The organism is Marinoscillum sp. (assembly GCF_040222955.1).
Classification (GTDB): domain Bacteria; phylum Bacteroidota; class Bacteroidia; order Cytophagales; family Cyclobacteriaceae; genus Marinoscillum.
Genome location: NZ_JAVKCA010000013.1, coordinates 44,114 through 64,896 on the forward strand (window position 1 = coordinate 44,114; position 20,783 = coordinate 64,896).

Genomic DNA, 20,783 nt, shown 5'->3' on the forward strand with positions numbered 1-20,783 from the left:
AGGTTATACATTGACGCCTTCTTCCTGATATTTAGAAGGGCATTTAAGTAATATTTTGTCCGCCACAAATTTTCCGTTTTGGTAGGCTCCCACCACCACTACCTGCTCTGACCGCAGAAAGTCAGTGGGCATAGGATTAGGATAGTACACGACCTGAGAGACGTTGTTTTCGTCCAGCATTTCAAATTTGAACGAAAGCATATCCGGGCTGCTTTCAACACCTACAACAGCACCATCAGGAGTCTTTTTGAGTTTGCCCACTACATGGATTTTGTTGTTGTTTCCCTTCTCGGCCAATTCTTTTGCGTCTTCGAAGGTAACATAGGCACTGGCGTCACCCGCAGTGGTCATGATGACCACTATGGCAATGGCAATGATGATGATTCCGAAAATGTGACTCTTTTTCATGGGTTATTTTTATTGATCTCGTCTTCCAATTTTTTCAACTTTCTCTCGATCCTCAGCAGGTAATAAAACAATCCACCCAATATGATCAGTACCACAGCCAGTACCACATATATTTTTCCTTCACTTCGGAAAGTGTCCGCCATAGGGATCTGTAAAAGGATGGTGCTCAAAACAACCCCCAGGCTGTTCAATAAGTTCGGTAGTAAGTGCATGAGGTTAATCATCTGTTTTTTGGATTAAAAACGCATATCGGATTTTGATAGTTGCCACCCAAAAACCGAGCAGCGTCCAGCCTATGACTGCCGGATAAAATACCATTCTGAGGTTACTGTCCAGGTCATACGCATTGAAGCCTGGATTGCCTCCATTACCTGGGTGCAGGCTATCGGTCATCCTTGGCAGGATAAATAGCAGCGGAATGAGTGCCGCAAAAGCAAAAATGTTATATACGGCAGAAATACGTGCTTTTTGCTGTTCATCCTGAAGAGATCCCCGCAAAATGAAATAAGCGAAATAGATCAGCAGCCCTATGGCCGAGGCATTTTGTTTGGGGTCACTGCTCCAGGGTTCGCCCCAGGTGAATGTAGCCCAGAACATACCTGTGATCATTCCCAGTACCCCAAAGAGAATGCCGACAGTAGCCAGTTGGCTACTGATAATGTCGTGCTTCTGGTTGCCATTGGATAAGTACCTGATGGAGTGAATTACGGAGGCGAGAAATAAAAAAAGCATGCCAAACCACATGGGTACGTGGAAGTGTAGTACTCGTATAGTCTCGTTGAGAATTGGGAGCCTTGGAACCGTGAAAAGGAAGCCACCTACCACCACATAGGCCAGTAAAATTATTGCCAGCCACTTCCACCAGTTCGTCTTCAAAAGATAATTCATAGCTAGGATTTCCAGGTAAAAGGAAACAGTATATAAGAGAGCGCAATGATAATAACATTCACACTCAGGAGTGTAATCAAGTTATCGTTTATGTCGGCCCAAGATCCGCCCAAAACAATCGTTTTGGAGTTGGAAATGGCAAGTATCAGGATGGGTATGATGACCGGGAACCCCAAAATGGCCATCATCACGGCATTGTTGTTGGTTTTACTGGCAATGGAGGAAACCATGGTAAATGCTGAGGACAAACCAAAAGAACCAATGAGCAGGTTGACCACAAAAGGCGTCATTTCTTTCACCGGAAAGCCCAGAAAAATGGTGTAGACCAATAATGCGCCTCCGATGAGAAGCCATTGATAGAGGCTATAATAGATAAGTTTGGCCAGAATGATGCGCTCTGGCCGGATGAGGTGAAAATAGTAAAGGGTACGGTCTTCCTCCTGCGAGAAGCTTTTGGCCACGGCATTGATAGAAATAAAAAGCAGAATCAGCCAGAAAAGCGCGTTCCAGGTTTTGGGCTCAATAAAGCCCGTAAAGGACAGGTAGCTGGTGATGATCAGGGAGGTGATGTACAGTAGAATACCCGCCAGCGGGTATTTTGAGCGCCAGTCTATTTGTAAATCTTTGTAAATCAACCACCTCAGTTGCTTGAGCATGTGGCAAAATTAAGAGTTAAAAACCTTACAATGCTCATGATTACTTGTAAAAAGCCCACAATGATTTTAGCATTGCATAAAAAATCTTTTGGATAAGCATACACCCATTTTGGTCACCGGGACCGCCGGTTTTATAGGATTTCATTTAGCCCGACGATTATTGAGCGAAGGTTATGAGGTAGTAGGTATAGACATGGTCAATGACTATTACGACCTTCAACTCAAGGAAGACCGACTAAAAATCCTGGCTGAATTTAAAAATTTTACCTTTTACCGCTTCAATCTGATGGATAAGGCCAGGGTGTTTGAGTGCTTTGAGACACATGGCTTTCAATATGCCGTGAACCTGGCTGCTCAGGCAGGAGTGAGGCACTCGTTGACACATCCACAGGATTACATCGATTATAACCTCACGGCCTTTTTGAATATACTGGAGGCTTGTAAGAAATTTGGGATTAAGCACCTGATTTATGCTTCCTCCAGCTCAGTGTATGGAGCAAACACCAATCTGCCTTTCTCTGAGAAACAGAATATTGACCACCCGGTATCTTTATATGCCGTCACCAAAAAGACCAACGAGCTGATGGCCCATGCCTATTCGGTCAACTATAATATCCCAACGACCGGTCTGCGTTTTTTTTCAGCATATGGTACCTGGGGCCGACCAGATATGGCGATGTTTATTTTTGCCACCAAAATGCTCAAAGACGAGCCCATTGACGTCTATAACCATGGGCAGATGCTGAGAGATTTTACCTATGTAGATGATATCCTGGAGGGCATTTGCCGATTGCTGCCACAGCCAAGCCTTCCTGACCCGGGTTGGGATTCCAATGATCCGAACCCAAGCACGAGTTTTGGGCCCTATCGTATTTTCAACATTGGAAATAACTCACCCGTGAAGTTGATGGATTTTATTGAGGCGATAGAAAAGAAAATTGGAAAGAAGGCTAAGATCAATTTTTTGCCCCTACAGACTGGCGACGTGCCTTCAAGTGTGTCGGATGTTTCTGCATTGGAAGAGGCCGTGGATTACAAGCCAGCCACCAGCATCGAAACAGGAATTAATAATTTCATGGACTGGTACAGGGAGTACTATAATCTATAAATTGTAGGAATGAAAAAAGTGCTTATAACAGGGGGAGCAGGCTTCATAGGATCTCACGTGGTGCGGTTATTCGTGAAAAAGTACCCTGAGTACCATATTTTCAATCTGGATAAGTTGACATACGCGGGGAATCTTGAAAACCTTCGCGATATCGAAGCAGCACCTAATTACACCTTTATTAAGGGAGATATTTGTGATGCAGTATTGCTGAAAAATCTTTTCGAAAGTAATGATTTCTATGGAGTCATTCATCTGGCAGCAGAATCTCACGTGGACAGATCGATTAGCAACCCCATGGCGTTTGTGGAAACCAATGTCATGGGTACCGTAACGCTGCTCAACGCAGCAAAAGCCAGCTGGAAAGGCATGACTGGCAGACGTTTTTACCACGTTTCAACTGATGAGGTCTATGGGTCTTTAGGGACTGAGGGATATTTTACAGAGTCTACTTCATACGATCCCAAATCCCCTTATTCAGCCTCCAAGGCTGCGTCGGATCACTTCGTGCGGGCATATCACAATACTTATCAGCTGCCTGTTATCATCTCCAATTGTTCCAATAATTACGGGTCCTTTCATTTTCCCGAGAAATTGATTCCTTTAACCATCAATAATATTCAGCATGGAAAATCAATTCCGGTCTACGGAAAGGGTGAAAATATCCGGGATTGGTTATTCGTGGAGGATCATGCCAGTGCCATAGATGTGATTTATCACAAAGGGAAAACGGGCGAAACCTATAATATTGGAGGCTTCAATGAATGGACCAATATTGATTTGGTGAAACTGCTCTGTAAGATTATGGATAGGAAGTTGGGAAATGCACCTGGCACTTCAGAGAAGCTCATCACTTTTGTGACGGATAGGGCTGGTCATGATTTGAGGTACGCCATCGATGCCTCCAAGCTGAAAAATGAACTTGGCTGGGAGCCATCACTCCAGTTCGAAGAGGGATTGGAGAAAACGATTGACTGGTACTTGGAGAATCAGAATTGGCTGACAGATGTCACTTCAGGAGAGTACCAAAATTATTATAACGCACACTACCAATCATGAAAGGAATTATACTAGCGGGCGGTTCAGGCACGAGGCTGCATCCTTTGACGCATGCCATTAGTAAGCAGATACTACCTGTTTATGATAAGCCAATGATATATTACCCTCTTTCAGTACTCATGCTGGCCGGCATCAGGGAGGTGTTGATCATTTCTACCCCCAGGGATTTACCGGTTTTTGAAGAGCTACTCGGAGATGGAGAAAATCTTGGCTGCTCCTTTTCCTATGCTGTTCAGGAGAAGCCTGAAGGACTGGCCCAGGCATTTATCATTGGTGAGGAATTTATAGGTAATGACACTGTGGCCCTCGTCCTGGGAGATAATATATTTTATGCTTCAGGGTTCTCTAAAAAATTACAGGCATGTGCCAACCCTTCCGGAGGAATCGTGTTTGCCTACCATGTGATGGACCCACAGCGATACGGTGTAGTGGACTTTGATAAGAACGGGCATGTGCTTTCCATTGAGGAAAAGCCAACCGACCCCAAATCAAACTATGCGGTACCCGGCTTGTATTTTTATGACAATGAAGTAGTAAGGATAGCCAAAGGGATCAAACCAAGCGCAAGGGGTGAACTTGAAATTACTGAGGTAAACAATCAATACCTAAAGGCTGGAAAATTAAGGGTGGAGAAGCTGGATCGGGGGACCGCATGGCTGGATACAGGCACCTTCAAATCGCTCATGCAGGCAGGTGAATTTGTGAGAGCGATAGAGGAGCGCCAGGGTTTGAAAATAGGATGTATAGAGGAAATAGCATATAAAATGGGATTTATCACTCAGAAACAGCTGGAAGCACTGGCAGAGCCACTCTTGAAAAGCGGATATGGGGAATACTTACTTCAGGTGCCAAAATGGAAGTAATAGAGACACCATTAAAGGATTGCTTCATCATCAAGACCAGAGTTTATGGGGATGAGCGAGGATTTTTTCTGGAATCCTTTAACCAGAAGGCATTGGGAGAGAAAGGTGTTCATTTTGATGTGAAACAGATTAATTTTGCTAAATCTGAAAAGAACGTCTTGCGTGGACTGCACTACCAGAAAGCCCCTTTTGGGCAGACCAAACTGGTGGGCGTCATTTCCGGGGCTGTAAGGGATGTGGTGGTCGATATCAGAAAATCCTCACCCACATTTGGAAAGCATTTCAATATTGAGATTGATTCTCAGGATACTTTTTTACTCATCCCAAAAGGATTTGCCCATGGCTATTATACCTTAGCGGATGAAACCATTTTCTATTATGCGGTGGATAATTTTTATTCACCTGAGAACGAAAGAGGCATCGTCTATAATGACCCTGTTTTGAATATAGATTGGGGCCTAAAAGGAACGCCAAAGATTTCCATAAAAGATCAACATCAATCCCTGATGTCACAAGCTGAACTATTTGATTAAGATGACAAAAAAGAAAGTATTAATTACCGGAGGAGCAGGATTTTTGGGTTCGCATTTGTGTGACCGCTTTATCGCTGAAGGCTACGCCGTGGTGGCCATGGATAATTTGCTTACCGGCGACATTTCTAATATTGAGCACCTGATGGGACACAAGGATTTTGAGTTTCATCATCACGATGTGTCCAAGTTTGTACATGTGGCAGGTGACCTGGAGTACATCCTCCATTTTGCTTCTCCGGCCAGCCCTATTGATTATTTAAAAATGCCTATTCAGACCATGAAAGTGGGGTCATTGGGTACTTTGAATTGTTTGGGTCTGGCTAAGGACAAAGGAGCTCGGATGCTGATTGCTTCTACCTCTGAAGTTTATGGGGATCCGCTCGTGCATCCTCAGACCGAAGATTATTGGGGGAACGTGAATCCAGTCGGCCCCAGAGGAGTTTACGACGAAGCAAAACGATTTCAGGAGGCTCTGACCATGGCCTACCACACCTTTCATGGATTGGAAACGCGGATTGTCAGAATCTTCAACACCTTCGGTCCTAGAATGAGACTGGACGATGGCAGGGTATTGCCGGCGTTCATTTCACAAGCTCTGAAAGGAGAAGACCTGACAGCTTTTGGGGATGGGTCACAAACCAGGTCATTTACTTATGTAGATGATTTAGTGGAGGGCATTTATCGACTGTTAAAGAGCGATTACGCCAGTCCGGTGAACATTGGCAATCCTGAAGAGATCACCATTAATGAGTTTGGTGAGGAGATTATCAGACTCACTGGAAGTAAATCAAAGATTAGCTATAACCCGCTTCCTAAGGACGATCCGAAGCAGCGTAAGCCTGATATTACCCTGGCCAAAGAACTATTAGGATGGGAACCAAAGTACACCAGGTCGGAAGGCTTGAAACCCACATTAGAGTACTTTAAAAAGAAAGTGTTGGGTTAAATTATAGGAATGGAATTCAAGGTTGCGGTCATAGGTTTAGGATACGTTGGGTTGCCACTTGCAGTGGAGTCAGGGAAGAAGTACCCTACCTTGGGATTCGACATTAATGGCGCAAGAATATCAGAATTGGGTGCAGGTATTGACAGGACACTGGAGGTTGACAAAGCGGATTTGTTAGGTTCAAAACATCTCGTTTTTTCATCAGATCCATCAGATCTTTCGGGTTGCAATTTCTACATCGTCACCGTGCCTACTCCGGTAGATCAGCATAAGAAACCAGACCTGAGACCCATAATAAGTGCTTCAAGGATGATTTCCGCTTTGTTGAAGAAGGGGGATATTGTGGTGTATGAGTCTACCGTATATCCCGGCTGCACCGAGGAGGTGTGTGTGCCGGAGTTGGAAAAGAGTGGGCTGGTCTTTAATCAGGACTTTTTCTGTGGTTACTCTCCAGAACGGATCAATCCTGGAGATAAGGTTCACAGATTGACCACTATACTTAAGGTCACCAGCGGGAGCGATTCCGAGACGGCTGAAAGGGTTGATGATTTTTACAAATCCATCGTCACAGCTGGCACTTACAAAGCCTCATCTATTAAAGTGGCTGAGGCTGCCAAGGTGATAGAGAATTCACAACGCGACATCAACATAGCATTCGTGAATGAGTTGAGTTTAATCTTTGACCGAATAGGCATAGACACTCAGGAGGTTTTGAACGCTGCAGGCACCAAGTGGAATTTTTTGAAATTTGCACCTGGACTGGTAGGAGGGCATTGTATTGGAGTAGACCCCTTTTACCTGACCTACAAAGCCGAGGAGCTAGGTTATCATCCACAGGTAATTCTCGCTGGAAGAAAGATCAATGACAACATGGGAGCTTATGTGGCGCAGCGAACGATTAAATTGCTTTCCCAAAAGAAAAAGCTCAACCAACAGACCAAGGTTCTGATTTTGGGAATTACGTTTAAAGAAAACTGCCCGGATATCCGAAACTCTCGTGTTATTGATATCTATCGGGAGCTGGTGGATTTTGGAGTAGATACGGATGTATTTGATCCCAATGCGGATCATGCCGAAGTGTCAGCAGAATATGGTTTAAAAATGCTGAGTGAGCCAGCTTACACGAGCTATGAAGCGATTATACTGGCAGTCGCTCATGATCAGTTTCTGGAATTGGACTGGTCATCGATACGAAATAATGTATCAGTAATTTTTGATGTAAAGGGGCTTTTACCTAAGGAATTTGTAGATTCGCGCCTTTAATGGTTTGTTTTTTGCAACAATTCCGTAAAAAACTGAATAAATGATCAGTTTCATTTGATAAGACATTGAGTATCCGGGAAAATATCATACCACACGATCACGCCCTCAAGCTGGAAGACAGAGTCCGGAAAAACGGCTATGCACCTAAACTCATTTGGTTTACGGGTCTTTCGGGTTCAGGCAAGTCCACCCTGGCAAGTGCATTTGAAGTGTATTTGTTCAATCAGGGGTACGGCACCTATATTTTGGATGGAGATAATGTGCGCTCAGGATTGAATAAGGACCTGGATTTTTCGGATTCTAGCAGAGTTGAGAACATTCGCAGGATTGCTGAGGTATCGAAGCTTTTCGTGGAAGCAGGAATTGTAGTACTTACGGCTTTCATCTCTCCATTTAGGACAGATCGTGCTCAGGCAAGGGAGCTGGTAGGTGCAGAAAATTTCATTGAGGTGTTTGTGGATACACCTCTTGAGGTTTGTGAGCAAAGAGATGTGAAAGGCCTGTATGCCAAAGCCAGGGCAGGTAAGATTCCTAATTTCACGGGGATAGACTCTCCATTTGAAACTCCCGAGCAACCAGACGTACACATTCAGACGGCTGGACAATCAGTGGAGCAGTCCCTAAAAGAATTGATCGAACAAATAGTACCAAAATTAAAATAGCAAATGAAGAGCTATAATTTGACGCACCTTAAGGAATTAGAAGCAGAGTCGATTTATGTGTTGAGAGAGGTCTTTGCACAATTCGAAAATCCGGCCATTTTGTTTTCCGGAGGTAAGGATTCCATTGTGGTCACTCACCTGGCCCGAAAGGCCTTTCATCCGGCAAAAATTCCATTTCCGTTGGTACACATCGATACTGGTCACAATTTTCCGGAAACCATAGCTTTTCGGGACAAATTGGTGGAGACGCTCGGAGCAAAACTCGTGGTAGGATCAGTTCAAAAGTCCATCAATGATGGCAGAGCAGCTGAGGAGCGGGGCAAAAATGCCACTAGAAATGCTATTCAGACGGTGACTTTGCTCGATACCATTGAGGAAAATCAATTCGATGCGGCCATAGGTGGGGCAAGACGGGACGAGGAGAAGGCACGAGCCAAGGAAAGGTTTTTTTCGCATAGAGATGAATTTGGCCAGTGGGATCCTAAGAATCAGAGACCTGAGCTTTGGAATATCTTCAATGGCAAGCAGCACCATGGTGAGCACTTTAGGGTGTTTCCGTTGAGTAACTGGACGGAAATGGATGTTTGGCAATACATTTTGGCAGAGAACATCGGCATTCCTTCACTGTATTTCGCTCATAAGCGAAAGGTAATCAGACGAAGCAATACCTGGCTTCCGGTATCGGATTTCATTCAGATTGACCCTAAAGAAGAGGTGGTAGAAAAGGTGATCAGGTTCCGGACATTAGGAGATATTACCATTACAGGTGGAGTGGAGTCAGATGCAGATACGCTGGAAAAGATTGTGGAGGAAGTAGCGGCAGCACGAAATACGGAACGAGGAGATCGGGAAGACGACAAGCGCTCGGAGACAGCCATGGAAGACAGAAAACGTCAGGGGTATTTTTAGTGAGTACCGGGAAAGGGGCTTTAGGTATTTGGCTTTTGGTTAGAAGGAATTTGTAATGAGGAAATTTAAAGATCTTGAGATTTGGATCTTAGCCAAGTCAGTTGCTTTGGACACTTATAAAGTCACAAAGCAGATGCCTCTTGAAGAACAATTTGGGTTTACCTCACAAATGAGAAGGGCTGCGGTTTCTATCCCTTCGAATATTTCTGAAGGATGTAGTAGAAGCTCAAATAAGGAATTTGTGCGATTTCTCGAAATTGCGATTGGGTCGGCATTTGAATTAGAAACGCAGCTTATTTTGTCGTTAGATTTAAAATACATTAAAGAGGAGGATGCTCTGCAGTTGATTGATCTGCTGAATCAGTTACAACTGAAGATCAACGCATTTATTAAATCAGTTAAGAAATTTTAATATGAAAGAAGCAAAAGGCCAAAGCCAAACACCTAATGCCTATCTAGACATGGAGTTACTTCGATTCACTACTGCTGGCAGTGTGGATGATGGAAAGAGCACTCTTATTGGAAGACTGTTGTTTGATTCCAAATCGATCTTTGAAGATCAGATGGAGCAGGTACGTCAGTCAAGTGAGCGGAAGGGGCTCGAAGGAGCGGATTTAGCCTTACTTACCGATGGACTAAAAGATGAGCGTGAGCAGGGAATTACCATCGACGTGGCTTATCGATATTTTGCTACACCGAAACGGAAGTTTATCATTGCGGACACACCGGGTCATATCCAGTATACCAGAAATATGGTAACCGGAGCTTCTACGGCCAATGTAGCTTTGATTCTTATAGATGCCAGAAATGGAGTGGTGGATCAAACCTGCCGGCACTCCATCATTGCATCATTACTCCAGATTCCACACCTTGTAGTGTGTGTCAATAAAATGGATCTGGTGGATTACAGCCAGGAAGTTTATGACAACATTGTGGAGAGCTTTGAGAATTTTGCATCTAAACTGGATGTGAAAGATGTGAGGTTTATACCGATCAGCGCACTGAAGGGTGACAATGTGGTCAATAGAAGCGAGAATATGCCGTGGTTTGAAGGCTCTACGCTGCTTTATACCTTGGAGCACATGCACATCGGTAGTGACCATAACCATATTGATTGCAGATTTCCGGTGCAGACCGTGATCAGGCCAAAATCCGACAAATATCATGACTATAGAGGATACGCTGGCCGCATAGCCGGCGGCATTTTCAAGCCAGGAGATGAGGTAACCGTGTTGCCATCCGGATTTAGCTCCAAAATTAAGACGATCGAAACCTATGACGGTCCGATAGAGGAGGCGTATGCACCTATGTCGGTGACGATCACACTCGAGGATGATGTGGATGTGAGTAGAGGTGACATGCTGGTAAGAAGCAATAATCAGCCGGAGGCAAAACAGGATTTGGAGGTGATGCTTTGCTGGTTGAATCAGAAAGGTCCTATGCCAAGAACCAAGTATACCCTTCGTCATACCACTGCGGACATGAAAGCCATGATCAAAGAGGTGAGGTATAAGCTGGATATCAATACCCTTCACCGGAATGAAGAGGATTTGAATGTGGGGATGAATGATATTTGTAGGGTACAGTTGCGAACCACCAAGCCGGTTCTGGCCGATTCATACCGAAAAAACAGACAGACCGGGAGTATCATATTGGTAGACGATGCCACCAACGAGACTGTGGCAGCGGGTATGATCATTTAGCTTTAACCGCTCAGGGCCTGCGATTAGATTTCCCTTTCTTGGTAGAGTTTTCTTCCCGGTAGATTGAATATGACTATTTCCCTCTTGGGAGGGGCCAGGGGTGGGTTTACGAGTAGATAGATTCTAAAGAGATCAATTTAGATTTTATTGTCAGGATTTAAAACTTACTATCGAGGTAGACGGGGATAGCCATGAGACAGAAGCAGCCTTCATTTTAGTCGGGGTGTTCATTTTTTGCGTTTCGATGATTTAGAAGTGAAGAAGAACATAAACAACGTTTTGAGGACAATTAAATACTGGATCAAGGATAATACAAAACCCACCCCCACCCCTCCAAGGAGGGGGCTGGACGCTTCAAACACCTTAGATGGAGTTTGACGATTAAACGATAGGAATGAATGATATGAATTTTCAGGAATTTTTAGAAATAGCCAAAACGGCTGCTCAAAAAGCGAGTATAGAAATCCTTCGTATTTATGATTCGGGCGATTTTTCTATCGAAGCGAAATCGGATGATTCTCCGCTAACCCTGGCAGACAAGGCATCACATCTGGCCATTGTCAGGGAGTTGGAAAAGACTGGAATTCCCATTCTGAGTGAAGAGGGGAATTCGATCCCCTATGAAGTCAGGAGCAAGTGGGATTACTTTTGGATGATTGATCCATTGGATGGAACGAAAGAGTTTATCAAAAAGAATGGGGAGTTCACGGTAAACATTGCACTGATTCATAACCGTCGGGCCATACTGGGAGTGGTTTTCACACCAGTGTTGAATGATCTTTTTTGGGCGGTTACAGGGGAAGGCGCCTTTAAAAATGGTGAGCGAATTGGCGCCAATCGGTTCAGCCAAACCGACAGAGGTCTCAAAGTGGTGGCTTCCAGGTCGCACCTGAATGAAGAGACACAGGCATATCTGGACGAGCTGAATGAACCTGAGATTGTTTCCAGGGGCAGTTCATTGAAGCTATTGATGATCGCTGAGGGTGAGGCAGATCTTTATCCGCGATATGCACCTACCATGGAATGGGATACTGCCGCTGCTCAGATTATCGTGGAAGAGGCTGGGGGGATGGTTACCATCAAGGATACCAGGGATCCTGTTTTATATAATAAGGAAAACTTGTTGAACCCGTATTTTCTAGTGTCTGGACGTCAAAAAGCTAGGTGAGCAGGTTTTTTTCATACCAATCAGATTCATCGATCGTTTTACTACCTTTGCATCCGAAATTTGAAAACAGAATGAGTAAAGTCATTACCAGGGTTCTTCTGATTTGCATCATTACCCTTACACAAGTTGTGAATACACGGGCACAAGATGCTTCAAGCATTCAGAATCTGCAAAATGTCAATGTGGATGATCTGACCGATGAGCAGGTTCATAAATTCATGGATCAGATGGAGGCCAGTGGCTATTCTGAGCAGCAGTTGGAGGTACTGGCCCGGGCAAGAGGAATGTCATCTTCCCAGCTTGCCAAGCTTAGACAAAGAATGGCAGAGCTTCAATCCGGAAGTGCCGGAGGTGGGAGCAAGGAAATATCCAGGGGAAGAACTTCCACGATTGATTACAACCGGCAGGCCAACGATGAAAACCGGTCGTCAACATTTGACCCATTCGCCTCTATTTTCCCACTTGATACTTTGAAAGAGGATTCAGAGTTGAAGATTTTTGGACTTTCATTCTTTAGGAATCAGGACCTTACCTTCGAGCCTAGTTTGAGCATTGCCACTCCAAAAGGGTATCAGATTGGTCCAGGGGATGAAATCATCATTGATGTATGGGGCGCTTCGGAGCAGACCTATCAGCTCGAGGTATCTCCCGAGGGATCTATCATTATCCCAAGTCTGGGTCCTATTTTTCTGAATGGGCTTTCTATGGAGCGGGCCGAATCAAGGATCTTGTCCAAGTTGAAAGCTATTTATAGTACCCTGGGTGATAATACCCATGCCCAGGTGAGCCTGGGTCAGACAAGGACCATTAACGTCAATGTGATTGGTGAGGTGGATAGGCCGGGAACTTATCAAATGTCCTCTTTCGGAACAGCCTTCAATGCCTTGTATTTTGCAGGTGGTCCGAATAATAAGGGTTCACTGCGGGATATTCAGGTATTCAGGGGTGGACAAAAAGTAGCCACATTGGATGCTTATCGTTTTTTGATTGACGGTGAGGGTCAAAATATCATGCTTCAGGATCAGGATGTGCTTTTGGTAAAACCGTATCTCAGCCGGGTATCTATTGAGGGTGAGGTGAAACGACCGGCCATTTATGAGGTCAAAGCGGAGGAATCTTTGGCTACGCTCCTTGAGTTCTCTGGAGGGTTCACGGCCAGCGCATACCAGGCGAGCATTTCATTACGGAGAAATTTGGGGAACAGGAAAACGGTCCAGACTATATTGCCTGAGGATTTTGTAGGATTTAAGCTACAAGGGGGTGATTATATTGAAATAGGGGCTATACAGGATCAATTTAGCGGAAGGGTTCGGATCGAGGGTGCAGTAAACCATCCGGGAGAGTTTGAGCTGAAAGAAGGCATGATGCTTTCCGACTTAATAGCTGTGTCGGATGGATTTAGAGCCGATGTGTTTTTACCAAGGGCGATCGTGATCAGGCAAAATGATGATCTGACATTATCGAATGTCGCATTTTCTCCTCAGGAAGTGTTGAATGGAACATTTGATATGCGTTTAAAATCAGAAGATTTGATCCGGGTGCAATCATTGTTTGATATGAAGCAGAATTATACTGTGTCCATTCAGGGTGAGGTGTTGGTTCCGGGCTATTATCCTTTTGCCAGGGGGATGACTGTAGAGAACCTTATTTATCAGGCGAATGGATTCAAGGAAACCGCGGCCAAGTCATTTGTGGAAGTGGCCCGTAGGGTCACAACCGACTCGGGTGATGGGAGCAATGCTTCGGAGATTTTTAATTTCCCGATTGATCAGAATTTATCTTTAAATGCGACCGGTTCTCAATTTGAGCTGGAGCCTTTTGACCTGGTGGTCATTCGTAAGTCACCTTTCTATGAGAAACAGAATATAATTGAGATTGAGGGAGAGGTACAGTACCCAGGGAAATATGCACTTCAAACCAAAAATGAAAGGATCTCGGATGTGCTGAAGCGAGCAGGAGGGTTGACGGCCTTTGCCTATGCCAAAGGCGCAACATTGATTCGGCGTACTGAATATTATGTTTCCGATGAGGAAGGAGATGAAGCAGCAAAGATAAGAAGAGAAGAATTGAAGGGGTTGTTAGCTCGGGATACTCTAGTGGATAAGAGTCAACAGGCCTTTAAGGCGCAGGAGTCCATTGGGATTCGGTTGGTGGAAATTCTTGAAAATCCGGGTTCTGGTTTGGATCTAATTCTTAAACAAGGGGATGTGATCAGCATTCCTCGAGAACTGCAAACGGTGAGAATTCGTGGCGAGGTACTTTATCCAAGCACCATACGTTATGATCGAACCAATTCGTTCAACCAGCTCATCTCCCAAGCTGGTGGGTTTGCGGATGATGCGAAGCGAAATAAATCTTATGTGGTTTACGCCAATGGCAGTGCAGAACGAACAAGGAGCTTCCTGTGGTTTAAGGACTACCCCAAAGTCGAGCCAGGTGCAGAGGTGATTATTCCGAGGAAGCCAGTGAAAAGAAAGTTAAGTCCAGGGGAGATTATAAGTATCACCACTGGAATTGGGACGTTGGCGTTGATCATTAACAATTTGACGAGGTGATGCCGGGTTGCTCTTGGGTTGTTTCAGATTACCACTTCATGACAGAATGAACCTTGAACGAAATCCTCATTTTTTAAGCATACCTTTGCGCTCTGATTAGTATGAAAGAACCGAACAAAGTCATACACGAAGATGAAATTGACCTCCTTGAGCTTGCACGAGTCATCTGGTTCAAGCGGGGCTTTATTCTGAAAACAACCAGCATCTTCGTAGTGCTTGGTCTGCTGATCGCCTTTACCAGCAAGGTAGAATACGAAGCTTCCTGCAAGTTAATGCCGGAGAGTCAGGAAGGGATGAAAGGTAACTTAGGTGGACTCGGTGGACTTGCTGGGTTGGCTGGAATTGACCTGGGGTTGGGTGTCTCCGGTTCCTTAACCCCTCAGCTTTACCCTGAGATTGTGAAAAGTATTCCCTTTCAGTTGGAACTCATTCATACCCCGATCCGCTTCGAAAATCTGGACTCTCTATTGAGTAGCTACACCTATTTTACGGAAATTGATGAGCCTTCCTTTTTCGGTGTTCTTGCTGGGTATACTATTGGCCTACCAGGGAAGGTCAAAGGATTTTTTTTGGCTAAGGAAGTAACTTTTATTAGCCCGACGGATGACTTGCTCCGTCTTACCAAAGACGACTGGAAACTGTTGGAAAAGTACCGGGATCGGATCAATGTTGCTGTGGATAGTAAGACGGGGATCATTACCGTGACCACTGAAATGCCTGATCCTTATGCCGCTGCGCGGGTGACCGATCTGGTGGTAAAAAAACTCACCAGTGAGGTGACCAACTACAAAGTAGAAAAGGCACAGGTTAATTTGGAGTTTATTCGGGAACGCTATATAGAGGCCGAAAAGGAGTATGAAGCCAAACAAAACCAAGTAGCCAGATTTACTGACCAGAATAAAAATATTAGCAGCTCTCTGGTGCAGACTGAGTACCTGCGACTCCAAAACGAAATGAACATCACCTTTGAGGTGTATAAAGGTCTGGCCACTCAACTTGAGCAGGCCAAGATAAAAGTAAAGGAAGAAACACCAGTGTTTACGGTATTCGAACCAGTGAGGGTGCCAGAGGATAAAAGTAAGCCAAAGAGGGGATTCATTTTAATAAGTCTCTGCATTCTTGGGGTTATGATTTCCGTCTCTTTGGTAACAGTTAAAAAAATAGTCGATGAAAGATAGAAAAGTTGTCCTGGTAACCGGCGCAGATGGTTTCATAGGAAGTCATTTGACGGAACTTCTCGTGAGTGAGGGTTTTAAGGTTAGAGCATTTTGCTATTATAATTCATTTAATTCATGGGGATGGCTAGATACAATAGATAAATCTACTCTCGAACAGGTCGAAATATTCACAGGGGACATTCGCGACCCCAATGGAGTGAGAGAAGCAATGAAAGGTATAGATATAGTCTATCATCTTGCGGCATTAATTGCCATTCCATTCAGCTATCATTCCCCTGATTCTTATGTTGATACCAATGTAAAAGGGACGCTTAATGTTTTACAAGCTGCGCGTGATCATGGGGTTGAAAGGGTTTTGGTTACGTCAACCTCAGAAGTTTATGGCACAGCACAATTCGTTCCTATTACTGAAGAGCATCCTAAACAACCTCAATCACCCTACTCAGCTACCAAAATTGGAGCAGATAGTATTGCAGATTCATTTTATAGAAGTTTCGATCTGCCAATCACAATCGTTAGACCATTTAATACCTATGGCCCCAGGCAGTCAGCGCGTGCAGTTATCCCCACCATCATTTCACAATTGCTCTCAGGAAAAGATGAAATCAAACTAGGGGATATAACACCCACTCGAGATTTGCTTTATGTGGAGGATACCGTTAATGGGTTTCATGCCATCGCTAATTGTATAGACCTTATTGGTCATGAAGTTAACATTGCTACTCAATCTGAGATATCGATAGGAGATCTTGCTCAAGAGATGATTAATCAGATTAATCCTAAGGCAATAATTGTTACAGATGGTGAGCGTTTGCGACCTTCAAAAAGTGAGGTGTTCCGATTGTTTGGTTCAAATGAGAAGTTAAGGAAGTATACGGATTGGGAGCCTAGTTACTCTTTAGAGAAAGGGATAAGTAAAACCATCGATTGGTTTTCAGATGAGACCAATTTGTCACGATATAAAACTGATATTTACAATGTCTGATTTACATCGGTTTATTGAGGTTGTTCAATCGATTTACAGGACAAAGGATTTTATCCCATTGCATGAACCTCGTTTCTCCCAGAAGGAGAAAGACTATATAATGGAAACCATTGATTCAACATATGTATCATCGGTAGGTAAATTTGTTGATGATTTTGAGCTAGCCATTGCAGCATATACCAATGCGGCGAAAGCAGCAGCGATAGTTAATGGTACTGCCGCCCTGCAAGTAGCGCTCAGGATTGCTGGAGTGGCACAAAACACCGAAGTGATTACACAGGCATTGACTTTCGTGGCAACAGCTAATGCTATAAAACATAATGGATCCAATCCCATCTTTGTTGATGTAGATTATGAAACAATGGGACTTTCTCCGGATGCACTAGAGGATTTTCTCGAAGAGTTTGGTGAGTTAAGAGAAGGAGGAACTTTTAATAAATCAACAGGGAAGCGCATTGCGGCTATAATGCCCATGCATACTTTTGGGTTTATGTGTAGAGTTGACAGGATAGTTGATATTGCCAATAGGTGGAAAATTCCCGTGATTGAAGATTCTGCTGAGTCATTGGGGAGTTTCTATAAAGGTCAATCTTCTGGGACTTTTGGAATGATGGGTGCATTTAGCTTTAACGGAAATAAAATTATTACTTCAGGAGGAGGAGGAGCAGTGATTTCTAAAGACCCAACTTTTGCAACTAGGGCGAAGTATTTAACAACCACAGCTAAAGTGCCCCATGCATGGGATTACTATCATGATGAACTTGGGTATAATTTTAGAATGCCAAATCTAAATGCAGCTTTGGCATTGGCTCAATTTGAGAAGCTTGATAGTTTTATTGAATCAAAAAGGGCTGTTTATGAAATTTATAAAGAGCAACTTGGCTCAGGGTCATTTAGATTAAAGAAAATTCCGATGGACACGCAGTGGAACTATTGGTTAGTTCCATTGGAATTTCAGGATGAAGAATCCAAAGACCAGTTTCTTGAGTATACAAATGCCAACAATGTAATGACCCGCCCTATTTGGCAGTTAATGTTTAACCTTCCTATGTATAAGAATTGTCAGAGGGATTCTCAAGAAAACGCAAAACGATTATCTGAAAGAATTGTAAATATTCCAAGTAGTGCAAGAAAACGATAATAAAATTTACCTCGTTGGGTATTCAGGTCATTCTTACGTTATCTTAGAATCAGTTGACAGATTAGGTCTGAAAGTATATGGTTACTTGGATCGATCAAGGCAAACTAAGAATCCTTACAACTTGACATTCTGTGGAAGCGAGGATGAAGGGCATTTTATAGGCTGGAGTGAGAAATCGGCATTTATTTTGGCCGTTGGTAACAATGAAATTCGTCGAAGAATAGGTCTTTTTATAAGGAGTAAGTCGAGAAAATGTTTGACGATTGTTGATCCGGGTGCCACAATTTCTAAATCGTCAACAATTTCTTCTGGCACTTTTGTGTCCGCAGGAGCCATTATCAATGCTCAAGTTGAAATAGGAGAGGATGTAATTATCAATACGTCTGTCGTAGTTGAACATGAATGCAAAGTAGGGGCAGGTTCCCACATTGCGCCTGGTGCTACTATATTGGGTAATGTTGAAATAGGGCAGAATGTATTTGTTGGCGCGAATACAGTTATCAAAGAAGGGATTAAAATCAAGGATAATGTAATAGTTGGTGCCGGGTCTGTTGTTATAGATGACCTTGAAAGTAATCTAAAAATAGTAGGTAACCCTGCAAAGAGAATATTGCGATGAATGAAAATGTCACGATTATAGCGGAAGCAGGGGTGAATCATAACGGTGACATTGGATTGGCCAAGAAGTTAATTGATGTTGCTGCAAGAGCCAACGTGGATTACGTCAAGTTCCAAACCTTTCGAGCAGATTCTTTAGTTAGTCGAGACGCAAAAATGGCGGAATATCAAGAAACAAATACTAAGTCAAAGAATTCTCAGCATGAATTATTAAAGAAATTGGAATTATCTCATGATCAGCATGTTCTTTTAATGAAATATGCTTTTTCAAAAGGAGTTCGGTTTTTTTCAACAGCATTTGATGTAGAAGGGCTTGAGTACCTGTCCTCCTTGGGTTTTGAGATGTTCAAATCTCCTAGTGGAGAGATTACAAACTATCCTTACTTACGAAAACTATCAGAATTGTGTAAGCCAGTTATACTTTCTACGGGTATGTCTACTCTTAATGAAATTAAGGATGCACTTGAGGTATTAACATCCAAGACATTGACATTAAATGACATTACTGTATTGCATTGTAACACAGAATACCCAACACCCTATGAAGATGTTAACTTAGGAGCAATGCAAACAATTGCAGATGAGTGTAAGGTTAAAGTCGGCTATTCAGATCATACCCTAGGGATTGAGGTTCCAATTGCGGCCGTCACTTTGGGAGCGAAAGTGATTGAAAAGCATTTCACTTTAGACAGAGACATGGAAGGGCCTGATCACGCCGCATCACTTGAACCGGATGAATTGATTGCAATGGTTAAAGCAATTAGAAATATTGAAAGAGCTATGTCTGGAAATTCGCAAAAAGAGCCAAGCCCGAGCGAAATCAAAAACCAGTCAATTGCTCGGAAGAGCATTCATTTGTTAAGACCGCTTGAGAAGGGAGAAACAATAAGTGAATCTGACCTCATTCCCTTAAGGCCGGGAGATGGAATTAGTCCAATGGAGTGGGAACAAATAATTGGCAAAGAAGTCAGTCTTGACTTACCAATGTATCATAAGCTGAGTTTTGAAGATTTAAGGTGAGTGCAAAGAAAAATATTGGTGTCTTAACAAGTTCGCGTGCCGATTTTGGTATCTATCTGCCTTTGCTAAAAGAGATCCAAAAGAATAGAGAACTGTGTCTTAGCATAATCGCATTTGGAACTCATCTTTCTCCATATCATGGTTTGACGATAAAACATATTGAATCACATGGATTTGAGGTTGATTACAAGATTAACTCAATGTTGCTTCATGATGATGAAAACGCAATTTCATCATCAGTATCATTAACAATGATGAAATTTGCAGAGTTTTGGAAGAACTACGGCAATAATTTCGATATAATTTTATGTTTAGGAGATCGATTTGAAATGTTTGGTGCCGTCTATGCAGGTGTTCCGTTCGGGATTAAGTTTGCTCACATTCATGGTGGTGAAACTACCCTTGGCGCAATAGATAATACCTATCGGCATGCCATTTCTTTAGCAAGTCACTTGCATTTTGTATCTACGGAGGAATATAAGGATAGAGTATGGGAACTAACTAAATCTAACAATATCTACATTTCTGGGTCAATAAGTTTGCACAATCTTGGTAACATTGAGCTATTCTCTGTATCGGAGATGATTGACAGATTTTCAATAGATTTTTCGGTGCAAACAGTTCTTGTGACAGTTCACCCAGAGACTATAGACAGTAAATCGAACAAAAAATATGCAAATGTATGCGCTAACATTTTTAAGGAAATCTCAGACCGGTATCAAGTTGTGATCACTATGCCAAATGCCGATACTAAGGGTTCCCTTTACAGAAGCATGTTCATTGAACTTCAAAAAAGTTCAAATGGAAAGATAATTCTCATTGAGAATTTTGGAACCCAAGGTTATTTTTCTGCAATGAAACTATCGAAATTTCTTATTGGAAATACATCAAGTGGAATTATTGAAGCAGCGACTTTTAATAAGTATGTAATTAACCTGGGGGATCGTCAGAAAGGAAGAGATCGGAGCGAGAATGTAATTGATTGCCCTTTTGAATTGAACCCCATTCTGGGTGCTGTAGGAATTATAGAATCCAAGGAGTTTACATTCACAGGTGTGAATATTTATTATAGGGAAGATGGTTTAGAAAGAATAGTTGAATTAGTTCAAGAATTTTGATGGAT

Annotated in this window: 22 protein-coding genes; 18 read left to right on the forward strand and 4 right to left on the reverse strand. The window is 43.1% G+C overall.

Going from position 1 to position 20,783, the window contains the following annotated elements; genetic code table 11:
• Nucleotides 1-3 precede the first annotated feature (3 nt).
• Genes RIH33_RS12555 through RIH33_RS12570 form a run of 4 tightly spaced genes read right to left on the reverse strand, consistent with a single transcriptional unit; the run spans nucleotide 4 to nucleotide 1,952 of the window.
• On the reverse strand, nucleotides 4-408 hold the full coding sequence (locus tag RIH33_RS12555) for a cytochrome c maturation protein CcmE (protein WP_406651139.1): 405 nt from the start codon (nucleotides 406-408) through the stop codon (nucleotides 4-6).
• Nucleotides 405-632 carry a CcmD family protein gene (locus tag RIH33_RS12560; RefSeq protein ID WP_406651140.1) on the reverse strand — a complete coding sequence of 76 codons (228 nt, stop codon included), beginning with the start codon at nucleotides 630-632 and terminating at the stop codon, nucleotides 405-407. Before RIH33_RS12560 ends, RIH33_RS12555 begins: the two co-directional genes overlap by 4 nt.
• Nucleotides 625-1,284: a cytochrome c biogenesis protein CcsA gene (gene ccsA / locus RIH33_RS12565; RefSeq protein WP_406651292.1), complete on the reverse strand. Its 660-nt coding sequence runs from the start codon at nucleotides 1,282-1,284 to the stop codon at nucleotides 625-627. Before ccsA ends, RIH33_RS12560 begins: the two co-directional genes overlap by 8 nt.
• A 14-nt stretch (nucleotides 1,285-1,298) precedes the next feature.
• Nucleotides 1,299-1,952 carry a heme exporter protein CcmB gene (locus RIH33_RS12570; protein WP_406651141.1) on the reverse strand — a complete coding sequence of 218 codons (654 nt, stop codon included), beginning with the start codon at nucleotides 1,950-1,952 and terminating at the stop codon, nucleotides 1,299-1,301.
• An 88-nt stretch (nucleotides 1,953-2,040) separates the two neighbouring features.
• On the opposite strand from RIH33_RS12570, the gene RIH33_RS12575 reads away from it, so the two are divergent.
• From RIH33_RS12575 to neuC, 18 genes are all read left to right on the forward strand, one after another.
• Nucleotides 2,041-3,060 carry an NAD-dependent epimerase gene (locus RIH33_RS12575; RefSeq protein ID WP_406651142.1) on the forward strand — a complete coding sequence of 340 codons (1,020 nt, stop codon included), beginning with the start codon at nucleotides 2,041-2,043 and terminating at the stop codon, nucleotides 3,058-3,060.
• 9 nt (nucleotides 3,061-3,069) lie between these two features.
• A complete protein-coding gene (rfbB, locus tag RIH33_RS12580) occupies nucleotides 3,070-4,116 on the forward strand; it encodes a dTDP-glucose 4,6-dehydratase (RefSeq protein ID WP_406651143.1) in 1,047 nt (348 codons plus the stop codon).
• Complete coding sequence (gene rfbA, locus RIH33_RS12585) at nucleotides 4,113-4,979, forward strand: glucose-1-phosphate thymidylyltransferase RfbA (RefSeq protein ID WP_406651144.1); 867 nt, start codon at nucleotides 4,113-4,115, stop codon at nucleotides 4,977-4,979. Before rfbB ends, rfbA begins: the two co-directional genes overlap by 4 nt.
• A complete protein-coding gene (gene rfbC / locus RIH33_RS12590) occupies nucleotides 4,970-5,512 on the forward strand; it encodes a dTDP-4-dehydrorhamnose 3,5-epimerase (protein ID WP_406651145.1) in 543 nt (180 codons plus the stop codon). The genes rfbA and rfbC overlap by 10 nt, the downstream gene beginning before the upstream one ends.
• Nucleotide 5,513: 1 nt before the next feature.
• On the forward strand, nucleotides 5,514-6,458 hold the full coding sequence (locus RIH33_RS12595; protein WP_406651146.1) for a UDP-glucuronic acid decarboxylase family protein: 945 nt from the start codon (nucleotides 5,514-5,516) through the stop codon (nucleotides 6,456-6,458).
• Nucleotides 6,459-6,467: 9 nt separating this feature from the next.
• A complete protein-coding gene (locus RIH33_RS12600; RefSeq protein ID WP_406651147.1) occupies nucleotides 6,468-7,721 on the forward strand; it encodes a nucleotide sugar dehydrogenase in 1,254 nt (417 codons plus the stop codon).
• A 71-nt stretch (nucleotides 7,722-7,792) separates the two neighbouring features.
• Nucleotides 7,793-8,383: an adenylyl-sulfate kinase gene (cysC, locus tag RIH33_RS12605; protein ID WP_406651294.1), complete on the forward strand. Its 591-nt coding sequence runs from the start codon at nucleotides 7,793-7,795 to the stop codon at nucleotides 8,381-8,383.
• Between the two features lie 3 nt (nucleotides 8,384-8,386).
• Nucleotides 8,387-9,292: a sulfate adenylyltransferase subunit CysD gene (gene cysD, locus RIH33_RS12610; RefSeq protein ID WP_406651148.1), complete on the forward strand. Its 906-nt coding sequence runs from the start codon at nucleotides 8,387-8,389 to the stop codon at nucleotides 9,290-9,292.
• Between the two features lie 55 nt (nucleotides 9,293-9,347).
• The gene (locus RIH33_RS12615) at nucleotides 9,348-9,704 is read left to right on the forward strand and encodes a four helix bundle protein (protein WP_406651149.1); all 357 of its coding nucleotides are present in this window, start codon (nucleotides 9,348-9,350) and stop codon (nucleotides 9,702-9,704) included.
• Between the two features lies 1 nt (nucleotide 9,705).
• Nucleotides 9,706-10,995 (forward strand): sulfate adenylyltransferase subunit CysN, encoded by a 1,290-nt coding sequence (cysN, locus tag RIH33_RS12620; protein ID WP_406651150.1) that lies wholly within the window; start codon nucleotides 9,706-9,708, stop codon nucleotides 10,993-10,995.
• A 394-nt stretch (nucleotides 10,996-11,389) separates the two neighbouring features.
• Nucleotides 11,390-12,163 carry a 3'(2'),5'-bisphosphate nucleotidase CysQ gene (cysQ, locus tag RIH33_RS12625; RefSeq protein ID WP_406651151.1) on the forward strand — a complete coding sequence of 258 codons (774 nt, stop codon included), beginning with the start codon at nucleotides 11,390-11,392 and terminating at the stop codon, nucleotides 12,161-12,163.
• Nucleotides 12,164-12,234: 71 nt separating this feature from the next.
• Nucleotides 12,235-14,718 (forward strand): SLBB domain-containing protein, encoded by a 2,484-nt coding sequence (locus RIH33_RS12630; protein ID WP_406651152.1) that lies wholly within the window; start codon nucleotides 12,235-12,237, stop codon nucleotides 14,716-14,718.
• Nucleotides 14,719-14,819: 101 nt separating this feature from the next.
• Complete coding sequence (locus RIH33_RS12635) at nucleotides 14,820-15,896, forward strand: Wzz/FepE/Etk N-terminal domain-containing protein (RefSeq protein ID WP_406651153.1); 1,077 nt, start codon at nucleotides 14,820-14,822, stop codon at nucleotides 15,894-15,896.
• Complete coding sequence (locus RIH33_RS12640) at nucleotides 15,886-16,881, forward strand: NAD-dependent 4,6-dehydratase LegB (protein WP_406651154.1); 996 nt, start codon at nucleotides 15,886-15,888, stop codon at nucleotides 16,879-16,881. Before RIH33_RS12635 ends, RIH33_RS12640 begins: the two co-directional genes overlap by 11 nt.
• Nucleotides 16,874-18,022, forward strand: coding sequence for a LegC family aminotransferase (locus RIH33_RS12645; RefSeq protein ID WP_406651155.1), 1,149 nt, complete (start codon nucleotides 16,874-16,876; stop codon nucleotides 18,020-18,022). Before RIH33_RS12640 ends, RIH33_RS12645 begins: the two co-directional genes overlap by 8 nt.
• Nucleotides 18,006-18,641 (forward strand): NeuD/PglB/VioB family sugar acetyltransferase, encoded by a 636-nt coding sequence (locus tag RIH33_RS12650; protein ID WP_406651156.1) that lies wholly within the window; start codon nucleotides 18,006-18,008, stop codon nucleotides 18,639-18,641. The genes RIH33_RS12645 and RIH33_RS12650 overlap by 17 nt, the downstream gene beginning before the upstream one ends.
• Complete coding sequence (gene neuB / locus RIH33_RS12655) at nucleotides 18,638-19,660, forward strand: N-acetylneuraminate synthase (protein ID WP_406651157.1); 1,023 nt, start codon at nucleotides 18,638-18,640, stop codon at nucleotides 19,658-19,660. Before RIH33_RS12650 ends, neuB begins: the two co-directional genes overlap by 4 nt.
• Entirely contained in the window at nucleotides 19,657-20,778 is a 1,122-nt protein-coding gene (gene neuC, locus RIH33_RS12660) for a UDP-N-acetylglucosamine 2-epimerase (RefSeq protein WP_406651158.1), read from the forward strand. Before neuB ends, neuC begins: the two co-directional genes overlap by 4 nt.
• Nucleotides 20,779-20,783: the final 5 nt, after the last annotated feature.